Consider the following 25,565-nt stretch of genomic DNA (forward strand, 5'->3'; position numbering starts at 1 on the left):
TTTTTATTATTTATCAAGTGACATATATAATTAATTGTAAAGAATAAAAATTATATTTAGGCAAATAAATATTTTATCTATTTAAAAATGTTTTTCAAATGTATATGTTGAGTTATATTTTTCCGGTATTCTTTAGGAGACACTCCTTTTATCTTTTTGAAGATTTTTGAAAAATGCAATGGATCGTCATAACCTACCGATCTTGATATGTCACCAATTGAAAGAAGATTATTAGGCATTAATTCGCAAGCCTTATTTATTCTAAATCTTATTATATATTCCTGAAGACTAACATTTAGATACTCTTTGAAAAGTGAACACAGATAGCTTCTATTTAGCCCAACATATTTTGATATTCCTTCAACACTGATTTTCTTAGAATAATTAAACTCAATATATTCAACCACTTTTCTTACATATATCTCTTTACTGTTCTCTTTATTAGTTGGTAAATTATTGTTATTTCCCTCTATCAATTGTGATAGAAATTCATAAAGAAACCCTAAAAGTCTTAATTCTCTTGATTTCTCAAGATTCTTTGTCGTTATCATTTGTAAAAAGCAGTTTGCTACAAAATCATCTTTTGTATATGTGAACACTGGATTTTCCATTGTTAAATTGGCTTGTCTTAATAGCCACTCTGCTTTTATTCCATTAAAACCAACCCAAGTATAATACCAGGGATTTACCATATCTGCTTTGTAATATGTAATTGTATTAGGGCATATAAGAAAGCCTTGCCCTTTTGTTAGATTATAGCTTTTATCCTTTAAATGAAATATCCCCTTACCATCTAATATGTAATGAATAATATAATAATCCTTAACACCAGGACCAAATGAATGTCCTGGTAGACATTCTTCATAACCACATTCACACATAATGACATCAGTTAATTCTATCTTTTTAATTGGGACAAAATCATACATTATAAACTCCTGCAGCATTAATTAATATAAGATATATCTAACATTATACCATATTTTAATAGCATGGCTCCATTTACTAAGGTAATTAATTTATTAAAATGAAATTAACATAAGAATAAAAGGAGGAATCAAAATGCCAAAGATTGCATTTATGGGTGCTGGAAGCACTGTTTTTGCTAAGAATGTATTAGGAGATTGTATGTTAACACCAGCATTAAGAGATTCTCATATAGCGTTATATGATATTGACCTTCAAAGATTAAAGGAATCTGAAATGATGTTAAATAATATTAATAAAAACAATGGAGGTCATGCAAAGATTGTCGCTTATACTGATAGGAAAAAGGCTTTAGAAGGTGCTGATTATGTTGTTAATGCAATACAAGTAGGTGGATATGAACCTTGTACTGTAATTGATTTTGAAGTCCCAAAAAAATATGGTTTAAGACAAACAATTGGTGATACTCTTGGAATTGGAGGAATATTTAGAGCACTTCGAACTATACCTGTTCTTTTAGATTTTGCTAGAGATATTGAAGAGGTTTGCCCTGATGCTTGGTTTTTAAATTATACAAATCCAATGGCAATACTCACAGGTGCCATGCTCAGAGCAACTGGCGTCAAAACAGTGGGTCTTTGTCACAGTGTACAAGTATGTGCTGAAACTCTTTTAAAAAGTGTTGGAATGGAATATGATGAGAAGGTTCAATGGAAGATTGCCGGTATAAATCACATGGCATGGCTACTTGAAATTACTAAAGATGGCGTCGATTTGTACCCTGAAATAAAAAGAAGGTCAAAAGAACAAGGATATCCTGAATGGGATAAAGTAAGACATGAAATAATGCATACTTTTGGCTACTATGTTACTGAGTCGAGCGAACATAATGCAGAATATATGCCTTATTTTATAAAAAGTAAATACCCAGAATTGATAGAAAAATATAATATCCCTCTGGATGAATATCCAAGAAGATGCGTAAATCAAATTGAAGGTTGGAAAAAGATGCGTGATGAGCTTGTAAACAATAAAGATCTTACTCATGAAAGAACCCATGAATATGCTTCTTACATAATGGAAGCAATGGAAACAAACAAGCCTTATAAGATTGGTGGCAATGTTTTAAATAATGGCCTTATCACAAACCTTCCAAAAGAGGCGTGCGTTGAGGTTCCATGCCTTGTTGATGCAAGTGGTGTAACACCATGTTATGTGGGCGAGCTACCTACACAATTAGCTGCTTTGAATATGACAAATATAAATGTTCAACTTTTGACAATAGAGGCTGCATTAACTCTTAAAAAAGAATATATTTATTATGCAGCACTTCTTGACCCACATACATCATCAGAATTAACTATCGATGAGATAAAATCGCTTTGTGATGACTTAATTGAAGCTCATGGAGATTGGTTGCCTAAGTTTAAATAATATTATTTCTTGAGGATGTTAAAACACATCCTCAAGAACTTCCAATAAAATTTTTTTAAATCTTTATTTTGTTATTTATTTGTTGTATTATTTAATTAAATTAATTAAATAATACATTTTGCAGGAGGAAATGTTTAATGAAAGGTATTAAATCACATGTAGAGGTTTTAACGCAAGAAGAAATAAATAAGATACATAATGGCACATTAAAGGTTCTTGAAAGGGTTGGCTTTAAAGTTCCAAATGATGAATGTCTTAAAATTTGTAAAGAGCATGGTGCAGTTGTTGACTTTGATAATAAGATAGTTAAAGTTCCCTCTTATATCATGGAAGATATATTAGATAAAATAAGGACAGCTAACCTAAACTATAAAGAAGACAATAAACTAAATAAGATATATGGAAACATTTCGACTCAAGTTTTTGTTGTTGATTATATGACAAAAACCAGAAGATATGGACTTCTTGATGATGTTCTAAAAGGTATTGCATTAGTTGAGCATCTTGATAACATCCCAAGTTATAGTGCTGTTACAATCCCTTCAGATGTCCCGTTTGGAATGACAGATATAATATCATATCAGATGATTTATAGTTACTCAAAAAAAGATGGTGGGACATATATATTAACTCCAACTTCAGCTAAATACATAATAGAAATGTCAGAGGTAATGGGAAAAGGTATAGGCTACTTCCTTGAAACTGTAAGCCCTCTACAATTTAGAAAAGAAAGTCTTGAAATGGCTCTTTTATTTGTAAAACAAGGTAAACCTCTTGGGTTAGGGCCTATGGTTATAGGTGGTGCAACAGGTCCTATTACAGTTGCTGGAACAATAACATTACAAAATGCTGAAATTTTAGCTAGTTTATTTTTAATCTATGCCTTAACAAATAATTTTGGTGGATATGGTGCATTTAATCATTCTATGGATCTAAGAACAATGATCTGTTCTTTCGGTTCTCCAAACCAAGCATTTTTCGGTATTGCAGCAGCACAAATGGCTAAATTTTATGGTTTAACTGCAATGAGTAATTCTGGCCTTTCTGATGCTCTTATGCCAGATTTTCAATGCGGTTTTGAAAAGGCATCCACAGCTATATTTAGCTGTCTTGCTGGTTGTATCGGTATTGGGGCTCAAGGCATTGTTGGAGCTGATCAAGGATTTAGTTTCGAACAGTTAGTAATTGATAATGAATGGTTAGATGCATATAACTATATAGTACTGGGCTTTGAAGTAAATGAGGAAACAATAGCAACTGAAATAATTGAAAATGTAGGTATAGCAGGAAATTATATTTCAGAAGAACATACAGCACTTTATATGAGAGATAGTTATTGGCCTTCAAAATTGTTCAATAGGGATAGTTTTGATTCATGGGCTTCTGGTAATAAAGAAGAACTTCTTGAAAAAGCCCATAAATTTGTTGAAGAAAAGACAAAAGATTATAAAAACATGCAACCTGTAATAGATCAATCTAAATTTGAAGAACTAAATTACATTGTTAAATGTGCTAAGGAAGAAATTGTTAAGTAGATAATAAATATTTCATTTGAATCTTTTGTGTATTATTTAATGTGAATACATTATTCACTTTGTTGAATAGTTTATCTTTTATTTTAATATGCTTTATTATTTATAAGTTTTAATTATTTTATTTTGTTTTACTTATTAATTATTTTATTATTATACTTGATTCATTGAATGAAATATGTTAGTATTTTTTTAGGTGATTTATTTTGAGGTTAAGAAAAGGTAATAAAGAATTAATAAAAGATATAAATAGAGCCTTAGTTATCAACGAAATAAGAACCAATGAAAAAATTAATAGAAAAAAAATAGCTCAAAATCTTGGTTTAGGCCTGTCAACAGTAACATATATAATAGATGAGCTAATAAATCAAAATTTGGTATTTGAAGTTGGTGAAGCAGATTCAACTGGTGGCCGTAAACCAATATTATTGCAGTTCAACTATGATTATGGTTATACTATTGGAATTAGAATTAAAAATAATCTTTTCGAAATTGCATTAACAAATCTTAAACCGAATATTATTAGTATGAAAAGAATTCCTTTTAAAAAAGGTAGTTCAAGTGATTTAGTTGTTGATCTTATAATTCATGAAATTGATAATATCATAAATAGTTTATCAAGTGATAAAAAGTTATTAGGTATTGGCATTTCTGTTTCTGGTATTGTTGATTCAAATAAAGGAAAATTGATTTTTTCAGGATTATTAAATTGGGAACAGGTAGATTTTAAATTAACAATAGAAAATAAATTTGGCATCCCTGTCTATGTGGAGAATGACGTAAAGGCTTTTACTCAAACAGAGCTTTGGTTTGGTTATGGAAAGGAATTTAATAACTTTCTTGTCATTACTTATGGAGCTGGTATTGGTTCTGGTATTGTTATTAATAAAAGAATATATAATGGTGATTTTGGAGGAGCAGGTGAATTAGGACATATAATTTTATATGCCAACGGAAGAAAATGTGAATGTGGAAACCACGGTTGTTTAGAGGCTTATTCTTCCGAAAGTTTTATTTCCGATTATATACGCGAACATATTAAGTTTTATTCAGATAGCATTATTGACATAAATACTGAATTAAACATTGACGATGTGTACCAATATGCTTTATTAGGAGATTATTTAGCAATACATGCACTTAAAGCTTCTGCTCAAAATTTAGGATTAGGCATTATTAGTGCAATTAATTTGTTAAATCTTTCTACCATAATATTAGCAGGAGAAGGTATGATAGCAAAAGATTTCTTGCTTCCTGTAATTAAAGATACTGTTTCAAACAATTTTTTTAAAAGATGTGATAGTAAGGTTACAATTTTGACATCTCAACTAAATGATGATGCTTGGGTTATAGGTGCATCTATTTTAGCAGTTCGTAATTTATTTGATATTCCGATTTTTTATGAACAAAAACATAAAACAATTTAGAACACTAAATTTTTATTAATATTTTATGAAATCTAACCTTTATTTTGAAACATTATTCATACCATTTTTGGAAAAATAAATAGCAAAATAACATATAGACAATTGTTGTTATTATTTATAATATATTTATATATGCAAACGATGTTTTTGTTATATATATTATTTATTTTTTATAATTTTATGTCATTCGGTTGATTTAAATATCTATACTATATAATACTTTGGGATAAAATTTAGTAATATAATTACTAAATTTTATTTATAAAAATATTACTATAATATATGGGAGGTATTTTTTATGAATGGTTTCAAGAAATTCTTAGTTAAATTTTTAGTTGTTGTTTTTGCTTTAAGTACATTTACATCAGTATTTGTACCTAATAAGCCTGTAATGGCAGCTAAGAAAGTAACAGTTACATGGATGAACTGGGCAAATCCTGGTGAAAGAGAAAGATTTGTTAAGTTTAATCAAGATTTTATGAAAAAAAATCCTGACATTGAGCTAAAGTATATCACAGTTAGTAGTGATTATGGTCCAAAGCTATTAACACAGCTTGCAAGTAATACAGCTCCAGATGCTTTTTATATTGGTGATACAGATATTAGAAAAGCTATTCATAGTGGTAAATTAGAAGTATTAGATAAGTATTTTGGAACAGGTAAAGTTAACTTAAAGAAAGAAGATTTTAACTCAGTACTCTTCAGAGTTGCTGAAAAAGATGGAAAAACATATGGTATTCCAGTAGATTGCAATCCAATGGCAATATACTATAACAATACAATAATTAAAAAATTAGGCTTTGAATCACCAAAAGCTTTATATGATAAAGGACAATGGACATGGGACAATTTCTATAAAATAGCAAAAGCAGCTAAGGCTAAAGGTTATTATGGTTTTGTATTAGATAGTGGTTGGTTCGGACCAGTATTACCTTGGTTTGCTGCTGCTAAAAAAGATGGTTCAGAACCAATATTAACAGACTATGCAACAAAAACATATAAAATAAACAATCCTGATAATGTAGAGGCAGTTAAATTCCTTGTAAAGGGTATTAAGGATAAAGCTTTTGTTTACGGTGGTTCTTTACCACAAGGTCAAGGTTCAGATGCAATGTTCCTTACTGGTAGACTTGCTTTTGGTGCTTGGGGTAGATGGCAAGTTCCAAACTTCAAAAAGGTTAAATCATTTGAATGGGATGTTGTTCCTTATCCAACTAAATACGGTAATAAAGATGCTAAAACATATATAGCACAAGCTTGGATGAGCATGTCATCTTCAGCTAAAAATAAAGAAGCTACATGGAGATTTATAGCAGCATTTAATAATAAAGACGGTCAATATTTCAGATTACAAGGGCAAGGAAATGCTGTTCCTTCAATTAGAGGAATTGATAAGATTGTTACTGAAGATAAAGTTCCTGCATTTGCTGAAATATTCTTAAAAGGCCGTGAAAATGGATTCCCTGTAGATATGTATCCTGGTGAAGTATCAGTTCAAACACAAGTATTGCAAGATTTAGAAAAAATATGGGTATTACAAGCAGATCCTGTTGTACAACTAAATAAAATAGCTAAATATGTTACTGATACTTATAAGAAAAGTCTGAAATAAGAATATTAGAATCTTAGCAGAGGATAATTATATCCTCTGCTAAGAATTTATTATCCTCAAATATTTGGTCGGGAGGCGTTTAATTTGGCAAATAAGAAAGTAAAGGATAATTTGTGGGGTTACTTTTTCATAGCACCACAAATGATTGGTTTTTTAGTTTTTTCATTAATTCCAACATTAGCTGCTCTTGTTCTTAGTTTTTTTGAATGGGATATAGTATCTACCCCAAAATTTACCAAATTAAATAATTTCAAATTTATATTCCAAAGCGGTAGTGACTTTTTCTTAGCATTGAAAAATACAGTAATATATATAATTTATACAGTACCCATTGGCTTATTCTTAGCCTTAATTTTTGCAGTTTTACTTAATAATGTTGCAGGTAAAATGATTTATAGAGCTATATTTTTTATGCCTACAATTACTAATTCTGTTGCAATTAGTTTGGTATGGATGTGGCTGTTTAATGGTGATTTTGGAGTTATAAATACTGTTCTTAAATCAATAGGAATAAATGGTCCACAATGGTTAACAGATCCTAATATTGTAATGTTATCAATATCAATTATGTCAATATGGTGGGGACTTGGCTATAATATTACTATTTTTTTAGCAGGGCTGCAAAGTATACCCCATGTATATTACGAAGCAGCTACCATTGATGGTGCAAATGCAATTCAAAAATTCTTTAATGTAACAGTCCCACTAATTTCACCAACTACTTTCTTTGTAATGATTATGTCATTGATAAATGGATTTCAAGTATTTGATCAAATATTTATTATGACTAACGGTGGACCTGCAAAAGCAAGCTATAGTTTAGTATTCTATATTTATCAATCTGGATTTAAGGATTTCCAAATGGGTATTGCTACTTCAGTTTCTATGATGATGTTTTTGATTATTATGATAATCACTATACTACAATTCAAGTTTTCTAATAAATGGGTTTTCTATGATAGATAGTTTTAAGCTAATAAATATTATAGAGGTGATATAGCGAATGCAAAGTCAAAGAAAAAAAACCATATTAAGCAAAACCTTAATTCATTTTGTTTTAATGCTTGTCAGTGCTAGTATGATTTTCCCATTTTTATGGATGATTTCAACTTCTCTCAAAACTTTAGATCAAGTTTTTTCTATACCTCCTAAAATAATACCTGAAGAACCTCAATGGCACAATTACATTGATTCATGGAATGCTCTACCTTTTACTAATGCATATATTAACAGCTTCAAAATTGCTATAATTGCTGTTCTTGGACAGATTATAACTTGTTCTATGGCAGCATATGCCTTAGCAAAAATAAATTTTAAAGGAAAAAGTATAATATTTATGGCTTTTATTGCAACTATGATGATTCCAGGCCAAGTTACAATGATTCCTCAATTTATTCTATTTAAGTATTTAGGTTGGATAGATACTCATCTACCTCTTACTGTTCCATGGGTATTGTTTAGTGCTTTTGGTGTCTTTTTGCTAAGACAGTTTATAATGTCTCTACCTAATGATTTAGATGAAGCTGCAATTATCGATGGAGCAAATCATTTTATAATTTATACAAGAATCATTTTGCCTTTAATAATGCCTTCATTAGCAACTTTAGGTATATTTACATTTATGGCATCGTGGAATAACTTTTTAGCACCTTTAATCTATCTTAATACTCCAGAAAAATACACTGTTCCATTATTGTTGGCACAGTTCAAAGGCATATATATTACTGACTGGACTCTTTTGATGGCTGCTGCTACAACAGCAATAATACCTATTTTAATTGTATATCTTTTTGGGCAAAAATATATTATTGAAAGTATTGCCCTAACTGGAATAAAAGCATAAAACTAACAGGGGCTTATTACATATTTTAAAATTATTGCTAAAGCCCCTTTTTATTATTTTTCTTTTTTTTTTACTTTTTAATATATAGAATAATTATTGTTAAATGTAAATATTGGTCCTCAATTTTTATTTTTACTATATCTTTTTACAATCAGTATTCTTTCTTATCAACTCTATTGCATAATTTACAAATTCAACAGTTTTAGGATAGGTTTCTTCATGATTAATATTTTTGTTTCTGCAATCAATTCTCCATTCTATTGCTTTTTCAATCAAGTAAGCATATTCTGGTAATTTGTTCTTTGCCCAATTGGCTGCTTTTATTTTTGAAGTTTGTTCGAAAAATGTAAGTGTGTAAAGTGCTCTACACATTGTAAGTATAGCATAAGCTTGATATGGGCGTGAGGATTTTGTGTTTATTACATATTCTTCCCATTCTAAAGCATGTTTCTTGACTGCTTCTATAAACTCTTCTTTTGATATTGTTTCAATAAATGTAGACGGTTTAGGCCCATATAATGTTATCCCATAATCTTGTACAAAATACCAATTTAAAAGCCATTCATCACCTGCACTTACAAAATGTAATGGTTCTCCTGGGCTAATTACAGCCATTTTGCTTGATTTTACCTTGAAATCTCTCAATCCTTGCTTTGAAAAATATTGAACTTCAATTCTATCATCCCATTCTTTATATTCATGTACAAATTGATTATGCATAAGCTTAAGTTTTTCGAGTTCGTAATCATTTACATCTGAAGATAAAAACAGCTAATAAATCAATATCGCTTATATCTTTATCAAAATCTCCCCAAACTAATGAGCCATATAGGTAAAACCCCAAAAACTTAGTTCCAAAAATGTTTTGAATTCTTGATAATAATGAGTTTAGAAGATGGTTTATATCTTCATAAGGTGTTGGGAACAACATCGTCACAACCTTTCATAAAAACTTTAATATTATAATACATGAAATTACTCCACTAATAAATTTATTTATTATAAATATGCTTATTAACGGTGGATCTACTAATCTTAAAAAGGCCAGCTGAGGTCCAACTACAGATGCTAAGTTAATACATAAAGCTTCATTTATTATCTTTGATTTATAATCCATTTTATCAATATCAATAGAATTTATATTAATCTTAATTCTTAATATTTTTAAATAAATCTTATTATATTAATTACTATTGATATTGACATAAATTGTTAAATAAAAATAAAATAATTGTTATCTACAATAAATTAAAGAATTTTTTGAATAAAGAAAATGAGGCTGTCCAAAAACATATTATTCTTTTATATTTAGTGCTTTACAGATAAATACTAAATACCGACAATATGTAAAACATAAGAGGGTGTTCAATTATCTTTCGAGACACCCTCTATTTTTATAAACTTTATATGTATTTTTATATTACTGTATTGTCGTATTCACGTCCAAGAAGGTCATATAATTTTCTTCTTGATTCTTTATCAGCATCCAATTCAAATTTTGCATATTTAAATACATCAAGTGCTTTCTCACGTGGAACTACAACAACCCCATCTCCATCTGCTACAATAACATCTCCAGGATTTACAGTTACACCTTCTATATTTACAGGAATATTCATATTATCAAATTTTAATCTTCCCATAACTGTTTTTTGTGAAATAAACTTATGCCAAAATGGAATACCTTGAAGTATTAGCTCATCTGTATCCCTTGGACCACCATTTGTAATATAACCAACAGCACCTTTTGCAAAACCATCTAATGAATTGTTTGAACCCATGAGGCCTGCATCAACACCACTCTGGTCAATAACAATAAAGTCACCTTTTTGTATATCTTTCATCCATGGATAAGAACAAATATTATTGTAGTAATAGCCACTCCATTTAGCATATTCCTCGGGTGTAAGCTTTGGAATTTCTCCGTTATAAGGAACATATCTAACTGTCTTTGCAATTCCTACTGCTTTTGTTCTAAATAAGGGTTTAATTGTATATGGTATACTACAATAATGATGTAAACCGAGATAGTCTAAGCCATCTCTTACATCAGCAACCCTTAACTTGCTAAATAAATCAATTAGTTCAAGATTTTCTTTTTGATCAAACATAATAAAATCCTCCTTTAATCATTAGTATTATTAAATAATAAACACGGTTTTACTAATAAATAAACCATTAATGTAAATTTATTTTGCACTTAATGGTTATATATTTTATATTATATCAAAAAATAAATAAAAAAGTTATCCACATTTGGTCTTTTTTGTGGATAACTTTTTTAGTATTTATTCTGCTGGGTAGAAGACAAGTCCTAATAGGCCTGGTCCTCCATGAACTCCTAATGCTGGGCTTATTGAAGATATGATTATATCATTAATATTACTAAATTTTTTCACTTGTTCTGCAAACTTTTTGGCTTCGTCTATTACAACAGCATATGGTATACCTACATTTATTTTTCTGTAACTTAAACAGGCCTCTTTTAGAATATCTAACATCTTTTGTATACCTTGTTGTCTACCCCTAATTTTAGCATACATGTGATATTTGCCTTCTTCATCTAAAGTAACTATGGGCTTTAGGTTTAATATTGTTCCAAGAACTGCAGCAAATTTATCAATTCTACCACCCTTTTTTAAGTATTCAAGTGTGTCAATGATAAAATAGCCTTTCACTTTTGATTTTAATTCTTCCACTTTATCAATTATCTTTTCAAACGAAACATTGTTTTGTATCATTTTTGCTGCTTCCATTACCAAAAATCCAAGCCCAAGCGAAATGATTTTTGAATCTATAACCTTAATTACAATATCCGAAACTTGACTTGCAACTAAGTTCATCATTTGATATGTCCCACTTAAACCTGATGAAACAGTTATTGCTATACAATGGGTATAGCCTTCTATTTTTAGTTGATTAAATTTTTGTTCCACATCATGTGGTGAAGGCATTGATGTTTTTGGTATTTCATTAGGTAGGTTTTTATACACTTCTTCGCTTGATATATCAATGTTATCTCTGTATTCTCTATCGTTATAAATTATTCTTAGTGGTACAACATTGATATCATATTTTTCAATTATCTCTTTTGGTAAATCACAAGCACTATCTGTAAGCAAGGCAATTTTCTCCATTATTATCCTCCTGAAAACAAAAAATATGTACTTTTCTCTATTTATTTATACCCCAAATATATATAAAAAAACACAGGGATATAGCACTTTTTAGTTGATGTTTTAAAAAAACTATCATTTTATTTCCCATAAAATATGGAATAATTTCATTGATAACTTTTTTATTAGTTTTTTATATTTTAATCTTTTATTTTTTTTTAATATAAGTAATACCATTTTGAATTCTTTTATATAAAAACAAGGACTGCTTTTCAGCAGCCCTTGTTATTTAATTTTAATTTCAACACCAATTTTTTTTAAATACAACTCAGCTATTTGTTGTAACTCGCTATTACTTACAGTTCTTTTTCTTTCTTGATTTGTAACATCAATTAGGTAATCCACAAAATCTTTTACTTTGCCTATCATGCAAATAATAGATAAATAGTCAGTTTCATCACCAAAGGCATATTCTATTTCTTTGTTATTATAAATAATAATGCAAGTTGCTTTAGGTCATTCCTTTCTGAAATAAGTTAGTAAATATATTTTAAGCCACTGCTTTATTTATTGAAATTCAAAAAATATGCGAAATTATATCCTTCATAATTTTTACTTCAGGTTTATTATTATAACATTTACAAACTACATATCAAAATTTATTTTTCAATATTTTTTTAAATCTGTCATATAATGATTTTAAATCTCTTTCTAATGTTTCATAACTCTTTATACTGTTAATATCACTTTTAAATCCAAAGTGGTTTATATCATTGCGTGCATTTCTAACACTATCAGCTATTTCAAACAACTCTTTAGGCGTTTCTTTAATAATCTTCTTTACAATATCCTTATACTCATCATTTACATACCATTTATCTTCACTTTTTTGGTATACATTTATGGCCATTGCAGCAATATTTTCCCTATGCGTTTTATTTTTTTGATCCAAATTGAATTTATTACAAATGTAAGTTTTTATAGTTTCATCTAAGGCGGTATAGCCCTGTTGTACTAAATTGTTATCTATGCACCATTCTATAAAGGCAATACCTGTTTCTAAATTATCATTACAGTCAAAAGACATAGTTCTATTCTCTACTAATTCTACTAATGGAATAATAGGTGGAACAATATTCTTTGTTTTTACAATTTCAATACTTTCTTTTACTTTTTTGTATGCTGCACTAACTGATTTTTTAATCTCTTCATTTTGCATTCCTCTACATGTTAAAATATTACTAGTAAAATCATTTAGTCTAGTTACAAATCTATAAATATCTCCTCTATACCTTTCATCTGTTTTCTGTGCTTCTTTTACAAGCTCTAATATTTGCTTACTGTTACCAAATTTAATAAATGAGTTTATTGAGTATGCCCATTCAAGCAATCTATCAAATTCATTCAAATTAAATACTGGTGCAATATTGTTTTCATCTTTTGCATCGAAAGCACCATAATATATTCCTATTATTTTAATATTCTTGATTACTTTTGCATAATTTAGAACTACTAAAGCTAACATCGGAATTGATCTAAAGCTATGTGTAATATCAAATATAACCTCATCATCATCATTCAAACTATCAATCATTATTCTGAAAATATCCCATATTTCATCTACATTTTGTCCATCTGGTATGTCCTTATCAATAATTTGTAGTTTATATGTATCTTTTAATTTATTAAGTTTTTTTGCTAAACCTTCTCCTCTTTCTGCATGATTTTCCCAGTTGTAATTTCTTGCTTTTTTGGTTAAAAATATTATTGCTTTGTCTTTTTGAGTCCAATCTTTGCATAAATCCTTAATTAATGCTTCTTGAATAAATTTTGATGACTGTTTTTCATTTGGACAATTATATATACATTCATTATAGTTATTTGCACCTAAAAAGCTCAAAAACTTTTTAGCCATAATATTACCTCCAACTAAAATTTGTCTATTAAATACATTATTCTACAATTTTTATTAACTTCCTCTTTTTATGATGATTTTCACATGAAATTTGGAGTAATAATATTATTCTTGAATTTAAAATATAAATGTAAGTTATGAAATTATAATAAACAAAAAACTATAGTAAGAGAGGAGGATTTAAATTGCCAAACAATATTGTAAGAGTAGTTGGAGGATTTGCAATTTCTGTTATGGCTTTTTTAATTGTAAACAAGATAATAAATGGAATACTTCAAGTTGTAAAGCACTAATTTTTATTAAGATATATAAGATAAATATCTAAAAAATTGAGAGATTATCACTTTATAGTGTCCTTTTATATATTTATTTGTATAAATTTCTTTAAATTTCTTAATTGCAACTTTCATTATTATACTTTGCTGAAAATTTTTTGAGGAGGCGAGATTATGAAGTTTCCTGCACAAACAGCAAGTATAGCTCTAAATAGAGTAGCAAATGCATCACCAGCAAGTTTAATAGCAGCAGTTGGCATATTTACTCTTGTTGCCTTAACTCAAATATGGCAAAGTACTCTTAATAGCAACAATAACCAAACTTCCAACTAAATGTTATGCATTTATATACTAAAGATAAAATTTATAAATTCAAAAAATATTTTTTATATATAGCCATTTTTCAAAGCATTTGTTTATTGATATATATTGTGAAATATGTTTTATTAAAGGGCATCTCGAAATTGATGCCTTTTTTATTTTTCCCTAACTATAAAAAAGCAAAATACTTGAGAACCTAAAATTGAATTTTAACTTTGTTTGTTGTTTCAATCCCTTATAGGTAGGCTAAAAACAGAGAAAAACTTATTCAAGAAGTACTTGCATATCCGTTTCAATCCCTTATAGGTAGGCTAAAAACATTCCTGAAAAGAAACAAGAATTGTTTCAGAAACTGTTTCAATCCCTTAGAGGTAGGCTAAAAACGAGAAAATGAAAAGGCTCAAAGAAGTATAGAATTTTTGTTTCAATCCCTTAGAGGTAGGCTAAAAACCTGTTATACGTGCAATAGCAAACAGGGTTGAAACAGGGTTTCAATCCCTTAGAGGTAGGCTAAAAACGATAGATAATTTAGAGAGTTATATTTCATTATGTGTTTCAATCCCTTAGAGGTAGGCTAAAAACCCAGCGAATAGAGGAGGTTATATTATGAAAATTTTAGTTTCAATCCCTTAGAGGTAGGCTAAAAACCGACAGCCTGTTTAGGAGGAATTTTAAACAATGGAACGTTTCAATCCCTTAGAGGTAGGCTAAAAACAAAGTTTTCATTTTTAAAACACCTCCCTTTATTATTGTTTCAATCCCTTAGAGGTAGGCTAAAAACAGATGATATGAAAAAATTTTGTAATAAAAATGTTACTAGTTTCAATCCCTTAGAGGTAGGCTAAAAACAAAGTTTTCATTTTTAAAACACCTCCCTTTATTATTGTTTCAATCCCTTAGAGGTAGGCTAAAAACGTTCCAACAGCTACAACTGCATACGAGATTTTGGTGTTTCAATCCCTTAGAGGTAGGCTAAAAACCAATGTTGATAGAGGTGGATGTAACTGCAATAACACGGTTTCAATCCCTTAGAGGTAGGCTAAAAACTTCATACCAAACTTCTTTAGTTGTTGGATTACAGTAGTTTCAATCCCTTAGAGGTAGGCTAAAAACCCATATTCATCACCATCACATTGATATTTTATTTATGTTTCAATCCCTTAGAGGTAGGCTAAAAACGCAATGCTGAAATGATGGCGAAATTGTTCGGTTCAGTGTTTCAATCCCTTAGAGGTAGGCTAAAAACCAACTGCATTGTCTGGTGTTGCTGGCAACTGCCCTTGTTTCAATCCCTTAGAGGTAGGCTAAAAACTGTTTTACTTCCTCGGGAACTTTGTCCTGTACAATAGTTTCAATCCCTTAGAGGTAGGCTAAAAACCAAAACTCTGTGATGATGATTCCCGTTGCCTGTTCTAGTTTCAATCCCTTAGAGGTAGGCTAAAAACTGATAATAGCCAGCAAAAAAGACGTGGAGGAAATCCTGTTTCAATCCCTTAGAGGTAGGCTAAAAACTTTTCAACTCTTGTCATCTACTCCACCGCCTTTACCAGTTTCAATCCCTTAGAGGTAGGCTAAAAACGATTGTTGTTTCTCGAACGTCTCCTTCGGCTTCTGCTGGTTTCAATCCCTTAGAGGTAGGCTAAAAACCATGGCATAAGACCACAAATCAATATTACGCCCAAGGTTTCAATCCCTTAGAGGTAGGCTAAAAACTTCACATCTATCTAATATTCGACATGGCTCAGTAAGTGTTTCAATCCCTTAGAGGTAGGCTAAAAACACATCATTTAATATTTCACCATCTTTATTAGGATTGTTGTTTCAATCCCTTAGAGGTAGGCTAAAAACCCACGTGGAAGGCTTGATAATTCTATAGCATATATATACATCGCTCATTTTGTAATAATCCTGTAATAATTAAATTTTATCACTTATTATAGTCTTGTCAAGTATTTGATGGCAAAAAAATTTTCCTGTCGACCTCCAGGGGTTTTTACGCTATCTTAGGTCGACAGGAAGTTATATTATTAATTAACTATAATAATACATAAATTTGTGTATTATTATACTATTTATGCACATTTATATATTTTTAATTATCATATTCTATAAACTATTTTTTCATCAGATATTTTTAAATGTTCTATACATCCAAATCCAAGTGCATTTTTTATTCCTATTCCGCAATTATATGCAATAATATTGACCTCTTCTGGTGCCTCAATTTTCAATTTAAGATCAAATCCTAAGTACTTTTCTGTTTTTATTTTAATAAATTTCTTTTTAATTTTCTCTTGTTCCAATATATCAATATTAATTTGCTCAGCATTAACATTTATTTTTTTAAAAACCTTTGTTTTTGATATTAGATTAGTTTTTATGCTTTTGGTTACTTCGTTTATAATATCAATTTCTTTGATGTTCATAATTTCATAATCCCTAACAATTAATGGCGAAATACTCTTACATAAAAGAATATTCCTAACCTTATTGTTTATTACTGAAATTGAGTTTAGAGGCAAAAAGCAATTTTGTATACTTAATCCTTTTTTTCGTAATATGCCTTCTAAAAAACTAAATAAAAAATTCTCATCTATACTTGATAATATTAATTCAATATAGCCATTATTTATTATTAGTTTACTATTATTAATCAAATATTTATCAGGTAAAAGCCTTGAAAAAGTCCAAGGTTTATATATCCTACCATTTAGTGCAAATGCCCCATTATCAATAAATTCAATATATTTAGGACTTACAAGATTTTTTATTGCTTCTGCTAAAGATAAGTTGTAATTAATATCCATCTCAATATCATTTTCAATAAGAAACTTAAGTTTATATCTCATTTATCTTTTAGCTCCTCGATTTTGAGTCTAACCCAACCAATAGGTGCTTTATTGCAATCATCTATATTTATGGTGTATGGTGCAAAATTATCCTTTAGCTTTATGTTTTTTGAATCAAAAACCATAAAACTTTTAGCCATAATACCACTTTTACCAATTTTAATAATAATATCTCCTTTTTTATGCATATCTAAGAGTTTACTATAAAAATTAAAATTTGATTTTTGATTTAATTTTATTAATTTTTCTGAAAAATATTTCATTTCTGTTTCAATGAGAAGTTTACTATATTTTCTTAGTCCTTCAATACAAATATCAACTAATCCTATTTCCGATTGTTTAAAATCATTATAAAAAATACTTATAAGAGTTAACCATAATTTTTTTGATATAGAGTCATGAGGCATATGATTTAAAAATTTTATATTTCCTATAAAATTGCTACCTGTTTGAATAAGTTCGTAATATTGTGAAGGCCCATATTTATTATTTTTCCTGCTAATCCTATCAACTTTTTTTATGATAGGATCTCCATTTTTTAATATTAAATCCGAACAAATAATATTTTTGAAAAATACTTTATCGCTTGAGTTTAATACTTCTGAAATATCAGCTTTTTTTTCAAATTCAATATTGTCGTTTTTTTGTTTTGCTTCATATATGCTAAATTGATTTTTAAAGATATTGGTATTATTTAAGTTTTTATAAAACTCATTATAATTTTTAGCATGATAATTATTTGAATATAAAGATGTAGTTATATTAGCGTCAAGCTCTTTTAGATTTAAATGCCCTTTTTTATCCCTTGTATATGTGTATTCTACATTATTTAAAAAATAATACAAAAAACCTGATTTCAAGACTCCTTTTATAGTTGAAGCAGGAATAGCATATTTTTCAACAACTTTATTCCCTTCAATTATTTTATATCTCCAAAATCTATTAACACTCAATTTATTTCCATATTTATTTGCAAGTTTCAATTTGTTATCTTTTAAATATCTTTCAGCAAGGTCTTTACGTTTTTCTAATAACTCACCTATATTTTCAATTTCTGTTGTTGTTAATTTTTCTGCAATTATTAATTCATCAAGCAATTGAAAATTCAATATATATAAATAATTATCATGTATAACATAATCCTTGCTCTCTAAAACATTATCATAGTTTGCAGAAATACAGATATCTGTTATAGTTTCTAAACTAACTTTATAAATTGTTGATGCAATTTTATGTATCAATTTATAATCACCACCTAAATCAAATTCAGTGGAAAAACACAGGTAAAAATATACACTTTTTTATACCGTCTAAATTTCATTATCCCATCTTTTGCTTTAACAATAGAACCCGCTTGAGCATAGAAATAAGGTGGTTTTGCTCCAAATTTTGATTTACTGTCATACCTTAAAGTAAAAAATTCCACAAAATTACATTCTTTCTCTATTTCATAATCAAGTAATGTTGAAGATATATTAACATAATTTTTATTTGCTTTTTCTTTTATAAAAATATTATTTATTACATAATCTTCTTGTAATATTCTATCATTATTTTTTATAAACTTAATTTTTCCAGAACCTTTTGATGCGTCTGGACCAAAACCAGTTAATTCAATAGCTTTAAAGCATTGTTCAAAAACATCTCTTAAAAATACATCTTCCAATTTTATATAAATAGCATATCTTTGTTGGATATTAAATCTAAATTCTTGATGATAGAATAAAATACCTTCTTCAGATGTTTCCTTTATTCTATCAACCTGAATACCAATACGTGTAAATTCAATACTATTGTATATTTTTTTCGGTGGCAGAGTTTCATTTATACCTTCTTCATTAATGCATAAAAGTTTTAATTGTCCTGTTTCATGTTTCCTTTTACGTTGATTATCTCTTTTTTGACGTAATGTTATGTTTTCTGGTGTTTCTTCAAGTTTAGGTATATTAATTTTATAAAAACACCTGTACCATTTTCCCTTGTTTTCTATCATTGGCTGTGCATCTGATATTAATACCTTATTAGCTATAATTTTTTTAATTATTTCATTAGCTTTTTGCTCATTAACAAGTTCAAATAACTTATCAATTAAGCATCCATATATAACAGGAGAAATAAGTTTCGATGTAGATGAGTATATTATAAACTCTACTCTATATATCATCTTAAAATTACTCCTTTATAAACTATGTTTATTATGATTTTTTTTCTATTTTTACAAACTCTCCATCATCTAATATCTCATATACTTCTTCTTCTAATGTAGTAAATTCAACTTTACCATATCCTCTTGTGCCTGAACCGCCTAAATAAGTAAATTTTATTAAATCAAGTGCTAAGTTAATATAACTTAAATATTGTTTTTCTTTCTTTTCATTTATATCTTTTTGGTATATCCTTAAAATAAATTCACACTCAAATTCAGCTCCTGCTGGAATCCTATCAAGTGTTCTTGGATGTTCAGCACTCCCTTTTACCCTATCAACAATATTTTCTTTCTTAATTTCGATATAATCACCAATGAAATTTAATAAAAGCTTTTGAGAAGCGTCTGTCATAAAACTATCACGAACAATTAATCTGCTTACTTCTTTATACTCTTTATTTTTATCATCATCTGTAATACCTGCACCAAATAATTTACATATAGGGCATATGCCACAACTACAAGGTTTACTTGATCCTTTTAATGCAATCTCTAATGATGATCTCATTTTACCTTTAATTGATGAACCTGGTATGTAAGGCACCTTAGTTAATGGATCTCGTATTATTGGATTATCAATATCGCCAATTTTAATTTCATCTTTTGCACCACCAATTCTTAAACCACTCTTAAGTTTCATCTTTGTTTTTAAAACTATTATTTTTTTTAAAATCATTTCATTATCCTCCATACTAATCCCTCCAATAATTTATTTCATGAATGCAACAAGTGTTTCAAATATATTTAAAAAAGCTTCAAATTGTATAAATGAATTTTCATCTTCTTCTAAAATCTTTTTTGTCGAATCAAATATAAATTTACGTAATGTTTCATATACCTCTTTTAATGCAATTTTTTCTTCTTCATTTGAACTTAAATCTTTTATTTTTCTCTCAACTAGATAGTTGACCTTAGCTTTAGCAAAAATTAACTGTGTTTTAATTTCTTTGAATGATTCTCTTTTAATTTTTTCTAAATTTACATTATTAGAATAATCTAAATTATTATAATTTTCTGTAATTTTTATATCATAATTTCTTTTTATACTAAGATAATGATCATAAATATTTCTTAAACTTGATGAAGTTATTCCATTTTTCTTTTGATTATTCAAAAATTCACAATTCAAATACTTTGCAAAATGTTCCATATTTTCTGCTAATATAAAATTTTCTTTTTCATTAAAATAAAAACCTTCTTGATTAATATGATTAAATATTTTTTTTACTATTTCTTCTAATTCTTTGTAATATGGATCTTGTTTGTATTTTGGCTCTTCATTGTATTTTGAATATCTATCTACTTCTTGTTTTATATTTTGATTCTTATTTATGCCAGCATTATTTAAGTATCTTTGTTGTTCAAACTTTTCCTTATTGTCTTTTGCCATATATTATCACTCCTCAACTTTTATTAATTTTCTAAGTGCTATTTTAATAGAAACTATTCCTTTAGAATTATAGTTAAACTCATATTGTTGACTATCCTTATTATTAAATGAAAAATGAGATATCATAAGGTTATCTAAAAAATCAACTAATTCTTTTTTTGTTTTTTCACTTAAACTTGTATTATTTTCTATGTGTCGTGATATAAAATAGTTATAATATGATGCTGCCTTAATAATTTTGTATTGATTATTTTTTAATATTCCATCTTTTCTTAAGTCTAATATTTTTAATAGTTTGTATATATCAGCTTTTTTAAAATATTTATTTTGTACATATTCAAATAGTACATTTGAATACTCTAAAGCATCTCTTAGCTCTGGATATTTTATAACCTCATCAAATATAAATACTCTATTTTTTAAACTCTTGGCTTTTTCTAACCCTTCGCTAACACTTGTTATTACACTATCAAAGTTTTCATTTGATCTATGGAAGACAATTGAAGATGTTACTGTAACATCTCTATTTTGCATTACCTTATCTTTCCCTAATATTAGTTGAGAAAATTCTATTTCAATATCTTTTATTACTTCTATTACTTTATCCCATACACCTGTTAAAAGCAGATCATCACCACCACTATATAAAATTATTACACTATTCCCATATTTCTTTTTAATTAAATCTTTTATACCCTGAGTAAAAAACAGATTTATAACCCAAGATGAGTATGATAATCTACTTACTGAAAATGGATATTTTCCTTCTTTATTTGATTTTAAAGTAAATGGATAAACATTATATAAAATGAATCCTAAATCATCTATATCCATTTTAGCAGTAGCAACAATATTATCGTATTGGCTTAAATTTTCTAAGCAGTTTAGACTTATAACAGCCTTTTCACTATTCTTATAGTTTTCTTTACATTCATGTAATTTAGAACAATTATTGCAAACTTCTTTGGGTCTAATAATGCTTCTACCTTGTAAAAATGTATCAGCTACAATATTTTGTGAAATGTCATTTGAAAAGTTTAAACTAATTTTAGCTTGCTCTGTAGATTTAATTAGCAATGGATCTTTAATGTAATCAACATAAAGTTTCTCAAAATCAAATAAAATATCACTTATATCATCTATTTCCATCCATTTATTTTCAAGTTTACAAGCATTGCACATAAAATTATCTTTGATTTTTCCCTCATTGAAAATAGCATTTATTTTGCAATTATCACATTTTACAAAATTTCTATTGTAATATTCCAAATCTATATATGAATAAATGGTAGCTCTCGTTCGTTGATATTTTTTATTAGCAAGGTTTAAAGATAATCTTTTTAATTCATTTCCAATATTGTATTCTTGATTGTTTATATCATTATTTGAAAAAATAGAAATGGTATCATATACTGTTTCAAAATATATTTTTCCCTCAAAATAATTAATTACTAGTTTGTTAATTTCTTCTATTCTTTGCTTAGCTGAATCTATATATGTTGTCGGTAGAAAAATTAAGAATGAACCACCACCATAAAATATTATGTTAAATGGATACAATTTTAAGGTTTTTATAATATCATAAGGAATAAGCATATTTAGAATTGAGATAAGCTGAGAGCGAGTAAGTATTCTTCTCATAGGTTTTTCAATCTTAGAATTTATTCCATTAAATATATACTCTTGTATTTTAAATAATCGGCCATAAATAGCTCCTATCTCCCTATTCTTTGATATATTTCCTTCTGATAAATAATCAATATATCTACAAACAGCAAATGCTGCTGTTGTAAAACTATGATGGTATAGTGATATATCTTTTATTGTTTCTTTACCACTAGAAGTTGTAAAAGTAGTATATTTTTTAAGCAAATAATTTAATCCAACTATAAAAACATATTTATTATCACTCTTTTTACATAGTTCAACAAATTCTTCTTTAAATTTTATATATGCATTTTTGTTTTGATTAGTTACAGTATTTATTCCAACCACTGGTTTTTTATATTCAAATGCTGAATTAGGCTCAAAAATAGGTATTTCAGATATCATTTTTGATAGTTCATCTTCGTTTGTTGTTTCATCAGCTTCAAAAGCAAAATTAATAACCGATAATATATTATGTATAGGACTATATTCTGCAGAAGCTGTAAATTTATTTTTCGAACCATCTACTCTTTCTGATGCTGAATCCCAATCAGAATATATTAATATCCTTAACATATCTTTTTCGGTATTATCTAAATCTGTTAATTTATTTATTTCCCCAAATGGAACATGATGATATTTAACAAGTTTTTTTACAAGATTAAATTCATCATTACTTAAAATATTAAGAAATTTTTTATTATCATCTAAAAACTTCTCACTGGAATCTTGATGTGATAATTGGCTTTCTGCACTTCTCCTAATAAACTTTCCAATATCATGTAGTAAACCGCTAATTGCTAATATATGTATCATATCTTGATTTTTTTTCAATAGTATCACCACCTGAAATATCATTTGTATTTATTTTATATCTAAAATATTACATAAATCAATATTTTTTATTTAAATTGGACATTATTTGTATTTTAGTTTAAAGCATTTATTTAATACAATTATATTTTATATTTACTATTAAATCAGATTAAATAATGTTTGGCTTAAAAATTTAAATAAATGTATTTATATTTAATTTATTATTTTCGCATATTTTTTGATTTGTTTATAGTTTATTGTTAATTACAATATATATTGTAATTATAAAAAAATTAAGGAGTGGTATCATGAAACGTTTATTTAAAATTTTAAGTTCATTAATTATTGTTGCAGTTATGTTAATGACTTTATCTACAGTTTTCTCACAAACTTCAAGTACGTTTTTGAGTGTAAAGTTGTCAGATTACAAGGTTTATATAGACAAAATTCAAATTCCTGTATATAGTATCAATAATAATTTAATGGTTAATGTTCAACATTTAGATTACTATAGTTATAATACAAGCGTTAATGAAAATGGCGTTATAATTTATAGAAACCCTTCAAAGATTGTAAAAGGTCTACCTGCTAATAAATGGAATAGTAAATATAGCAAAGTTACAATTAAACCGAAAAATTGGTGTATATTAAATCAGAAAAATATACCAGTATTATATCTTGATAATCAACCTTTTATTTTTTTAAATGATTTATATGCAGATAATATTGTAAAAATAAATGGAAAAAGAGTAGATATAACATTAGGTATTATTGATGGGATAAAAGAAAATATGAAATATTCCGAACAGATAAAATTTAAATTAAAAGTATTAAATAATGATATAAATGTTGTAAATTATACTATTGGATATGTAATATATGATTATAAACTTAAGGAAAGCTTATTTTTAACCGAAACAAATATATATGATATGTTTAAAAAAATTACAGAAAATCAATATACATTATTAGAATATTATGTTTTAGATTGTGAATATTATCTTGATGGTAGTATTGATAAAGATCTATATATTTATGATGATAGTATTAAAAATTTAAAATATTATAATACATCTGAATATATTAATAAGATTAAATTTATAAATAGTTTATATCAAAAAGCAAACAATAATAATCCGATATACATTGTAGAATCTCAAATTAAATCTAATAGTATTGGTTTACCAGAAGCAAAAATAAGTATTTATAATTTTTCTTCAAATCCAGTTGATGCAATTGAAATCTCATTTTTATGTTGGTCATTATTCAATCAACCAGCTTTAAATTCAGAAAATACAAATCAATTTATTGGTATCTCACAAAATATTTGCATCCCCGCATATGGTGATTCAACTGAAACATGGAATATTTCAAAGTATACTAATGTAGGAAAAATTAATAATGTTATCGTAAGAAAGTTGCATTTTATAAATGGCCAAATTTGGATAAATCCTTCTATTAGCAGTAACAAAAAATTATAAAATATTATAGTTTTGCAAAGTATTTGAAGGCAAAAAATTTCCCGTCGACTTTCAGGGTTTTTACATTACCTTAGGTCGACGGGAAATTTTTTAATTATTATTACGTAATATATCTATATATCTTTTTATAATTATAATATGCTTTATACTAATGAGCATTGTGTATTATTTTTAACTAAATTTATTTATTCTTTAAAATATTGCTCAAATATCTTTTAAATCAATTTAATATTTAAAGATTCAACAATAAACAATAACTGTGTCGATTATAATAGGTATAGTTATTTTTATATACAATGTTTTACCATTAAATCTGTTTAAAAAGTGTATCTTCTTGTTTATATTTTTTTATGGAAATGCAATTTCATGTAATTAAGATAACATTTTGACAAGCATTAATGTGAGGATAAATAACATCTTAATCTCATAAAGTTTAGATAAAACTTTATAAACAACCCTTAATATTTGTTCAAGAATATTAATTTATATTTTCTTTTGAAATCTTTTCAATTTCTTCTATACTGAGTTCTGTTGCTTTAGAAATTATATCAAATGAAATGCCTAGCTCTATCATCCTTTTAGCTGTCTTCATTCTTTCAAGTTGTATACCTTGTTGCATACCTTGTTGCATGCCAAGTGAAAATTCTTTTGTCATAGTTTCATCTAATAATCTTGCAACATTTGATACAAACTCACCCATCTTGTTCACTCCCCCTTGCTTAATATTCTTTGCAAGTTCATCAAACTCTGCCTTCTGTTCCTCTAATAGCCTTG

22 protein-coding genes and 1 CRISPR repeat array are annotated in these 25,565 nt (G+C 27.4%); of the genes, 8 read left to right on the plus strand and 14 right to left on the minus strand.

Annotated elements, in window-relative coordinates; translation table 11 throughout:
• Positions 1 to 77: 77 nt before the first annotated feature.
• On the minus strand, positions 78 to 929 hold the full coding sequence (locus tag ACAG39_10235; protein MEZ0537609.1) for an AraC family transcriptional regulator: 852 nt from the start codon (positions 927 to 929) through the stop codon (positions 78 to 80).
• Positions 930 to 1,062: 133 nt separating this feature from the next.
• Between ACAG39_10235 and ACAG39_10240 the strand changes: the two genes are divergently transcribed.
• From ACAG39_10240 to ACAG39_10265, 6 genes are all read left to right on the plus strand, one after another.
• The gene (locus ACAG39_10240) at positions 1,063 to 2,361 is read left to right on the plus strand and encodes an alpha-glucosidase/alpha-galactosidase (GenBank protein ID MEZ0537610.1); all 1,299 of its coding nucleotides are present in this window, start codon (positions 1,063 to 1,065) and stop codon (positions 2,359 to 2,361) included.
• Positions 2,362 to 2,498: 137 nt separating this feature from the next.
• Positions 2,499 to 3,896 (plus strand): trimethylamine methyltransferase family protein, encoded by a 1,398-nt coding sequence (locus ACAG39_10245; protein ID MEZ0537611.1) that lies wholly within the window; start codon positions 2,499 to 2,501, stop codon positions 3,894 to 3,896.
• Between the two features lie 203 nt (positions 3,897 to 4,099).
• Entirely contained in the window at positions 4,100 to 5,320 is a 1,221-nt protein-coding gene (locus tag ACAG39_10250) for an ROK family protein (GenBank protein ID MEZ0537612.1), read from the plus strand.
• A 298-nt stretch (positions 5,321 to 5,618) separates the two neighbouring features.
• Complete coding sequence (locus ACAG39_10255) at positions 5,619 to 6,932, plus strand: sugar ABC transporter substrate-binding protein (GenBank protein MEZ0537613.1); 1,314 nt, start codon at positions 5,619 to 5,621, stop codon at positions 6,930 to 6,932.
• Between the two features lie 84 nt (positions 6,933 to 7,016).
• A complete protein-coding gene (locus tag ACAG39_10260; protein MEZ0537614.1) occupies positions 7,017 to 7,898 on the plus strand; it encodes a carbohydrate ABC transporter permease in 882 nt (293 codons plus the stop codon).
• 37 nt (positions 7,899 to 7,935) lie between these two features.
• Complete coding sequence (locus ACAG39_10265; GenBank protein ID MEZ0537615.1) at positions 7,936 to 8,775, plus strand: carbohydrate ABC transporter permease; 840 nt, start codon at positions 7,936 to 7,938, stop codon at positions 8,773 to 8,775.
• A 135-nt stretch (positions 8,776 to 8,910) separates the two neighbouring features.
• On the opposite strand, the gene ACAG39_10270 is transcribed toward ACAG39_10265, so the two are convergent.
• The 6 genes from ACAG39_10270 to csx2 all read right to left on the minus strand — a co-directional run bounded on the left by ACAG39_10270 (position 8,911) and on the right by csx2 (position 13,806).
• On the minus strand, positions 8,911 to 9,495 hold the full coding sequence (locus tag ACAG39_10270; protein MEZ0537616.1) for an aminoglycoside adenylyltransferase domain-containing protein: 585 nt from the start codon (positions 9,493 to 9,495) through the stop codon (positions 8,911 to 8,913).
• A gap of 25 nt (positions 9,496 to 9,520) precedes the next feature.
• Entirely contained in the window at positions 9,521 to 9,703 is a 183-nt protein-coding gene (locus ACAG39_10275) for a nucleotidyltransferase domain-containing protein (protein ID MEZ0537617.1), read from the minus strand.
• Positions 9,704 to 9,718: 15 nt separating this feature from the next.
• Positions 9,719 to 9,892 carry an ethanolamine utilization protein EutH gene (gene eutH / locus ACAG39_10280; protein ID MEZ0537618.1) on the minus strand — a complete coding sequence of 58 codons (174 nt, stop codon included), beginning with the start codon at positions 9,890 to 9,892 and terminating at the stop codon, positions 9,719 to 9,721.
• A gap of 298 nt (positions 9,893 to 10,190) precedes the next feature.
• Positions 10,191 to 10,886 (minus strand): RraA family protein, encoded by a 696-nt coding sequence (locus tag ACAG39_10285; protein ID MEZ0537619.1) that lies wholly within the window; start codon positions 10,884 to 10,886, stop codon positions 10,191 to 10,193.
• Between the two features lie 177 nt (positions 10,887 to 11,063).
• Positions 11,064 to 11,912 carry a DegV family protein gene (locus tag ACAG39_10290; protein ID MEZ0537620.1) on the minus strand — a complete coding sequence of 283 codons (849 nt, stop codon included), beginning with the start codon at positions 11,910 to 11,912 and terminating at the stop codon, positions 11,064 to 11,066.
• Between the two features lie 631 nt (positions 11,913 to 12,543).
• Positions 12,544 to 13,806 (minus strand): TIGR02221 family CRISPR-associated protein, encoded by a 1,263-nt coding sequence (gene csx2 / locus ACAG39_10295; GenBank protein MEZ0537621.1) that lies wholly within the window; start codon positions 13,804 to 13,806, stop codon positions 12,544 to 12,546.
• A 449-nt stretch (positions 13,807 to 14,255) separates the two neighbouring features.
• Here csx2 and ACAG39_10300 point away from each other — a divergent pair, with 449 nt between their 5' ends.
• Positions 14,256 to 14,414, plus strand: a complete 159-nt coding sequence (locus tag ACAG39_10300) for a hypothetical protein (GenBank protein ID MEZ0537622.1) — start codon at positions 14,256 to 14,258, stop codon at positions 14,412 to 14,414.
• 211 nt (positions 14,415 to 14,625) lie between these two features.
• Positions 14,626 to 16,250: a CRISPR direct-repeat array (repeat unit 30 nt; unit sequence GTTTCAATCCCTTAGAGGTAGGCTAAAAAC).
• A gap of 251 nt (positions 16,251 to 16,501) precedes the next feature.
• Here the strand turns inward: ACAG39_10300 and cas6 are convergent.
• From cas6 to cas10, 6 genes are read right to left on the minus strand one after another with little or no spacing between them, the layout of a single operon-like run.
• Entirely contained in the window at positions 16,502 to 17,251 is a 750-nt protein-coding gene (gene cas6 / locus ACAG39_10305; protein ID MEZ0537623.1) for a CRISPR-associated endoribonuclease Cas6, read from the minus strand.
• Positions 17,248 to 18,492 carry a hypothetical protein gene (locus ACAG39_10310; protein MEZ0537624.1) on the minus strand — a complete coding sequence of 415 codons (1,245 nt, stop codon included), beginning with the start codon at positions 18,490 to 18,492 and terminating at the stop codon, positions 17,248 to 17,250. Before ACAG39_10310 ends, cas6 begins: the two co-directional genes overlap by 4 nt.
• Before the next feature lie 14 nt (positions 18,493 to 18,506).
• On the minus strand, positions 18,507 to 19,415 hold the full coding sequence (locus ACAG39_10315; protein ID MEZ0537625.1) for a hypothetical protein: 909 nt from the start codon (positions 19,413 to 19,415) through the stop codon (positions 18,507 to 18,509).
• Between the two features lie 31 nt (positions 19,416 to 19,446).
• Positions 19,447 to 20,148 (minus strand): type III-A CRISPR-associated RAMP protein Csm3, encoded by a 702-nt coding sequence (gene csm3 / locus ACAG39_10320; GenBank protein MEZ0537626.1) that lies wholly within the window; start codon positions 20,146 to 20,148, stop codon positions 19,447 to 19,449.
• Between the two features lie 18 nt (positions 20,149 to 20,166).
• Positions 20,167 to 20,847 (minus strand): hypothetical protein, encoded by a 681-nt coding sequence (locus ACAG39_10325; protein MEZ0537627.1) that lies wholly within the window; start codon positions 20,845 to 20,847, stop codon positions 20,167 to 20,169.
• 6 nt (positions 20,848 to 20,853) lie between these two features.
• Positions 20,854 to 23,328, minus strand: a complete 2,475-nt coding sequence (gene cas10 / locus ACAG39_10330) for a type III-A CRISPR-associated protein Cas10/Csm1 (protein MEZ0537628.1) — start codon at positions 23,326 to 23,328, stop codon at positions 20,854 to 20,856.
• A 290-nt stretch (positions 23,329 to 23,618) separates the two neighbouring features.
• Between cas10 and ACAG39_10335 the strand changes: the two genes are divergently transcribed.
• Complete coding sequence (locus tag ACAG39_10335) at positions 23,619 to 24,791, plus strand: hypothetical protein (protein ID MEZ0537629.1); 1,173 nt, start codon at positions 23,619 to 23,621, stop codon at positions 24,789 to 24,791.
• 478 nt (positions 24,792 to 25,269) lie between these two features.
• Here ACAG39_10335 and ACAG39_10340 read toward each other — a convergent pair.
• Positions 25,270 to 25,565: carbamoyl-phosphate synthetase large chain oligomerization (locus tag ACAG39_10340; GenBank protein ID MEZ0537630.1), on the minus strand; the 296-nt coding region annotated here is incomplete at its 5' end.

Source organism: Caldicellulosiruptoraceae bacterium PP1 (assembly GCA_041320695.1).
GTDB lineage: Bacteria > Bacillota > Thermoanaerobacteria > Caldicellulosiruptorales > Caldicellulosiruptoraceae > JBGGOQ01.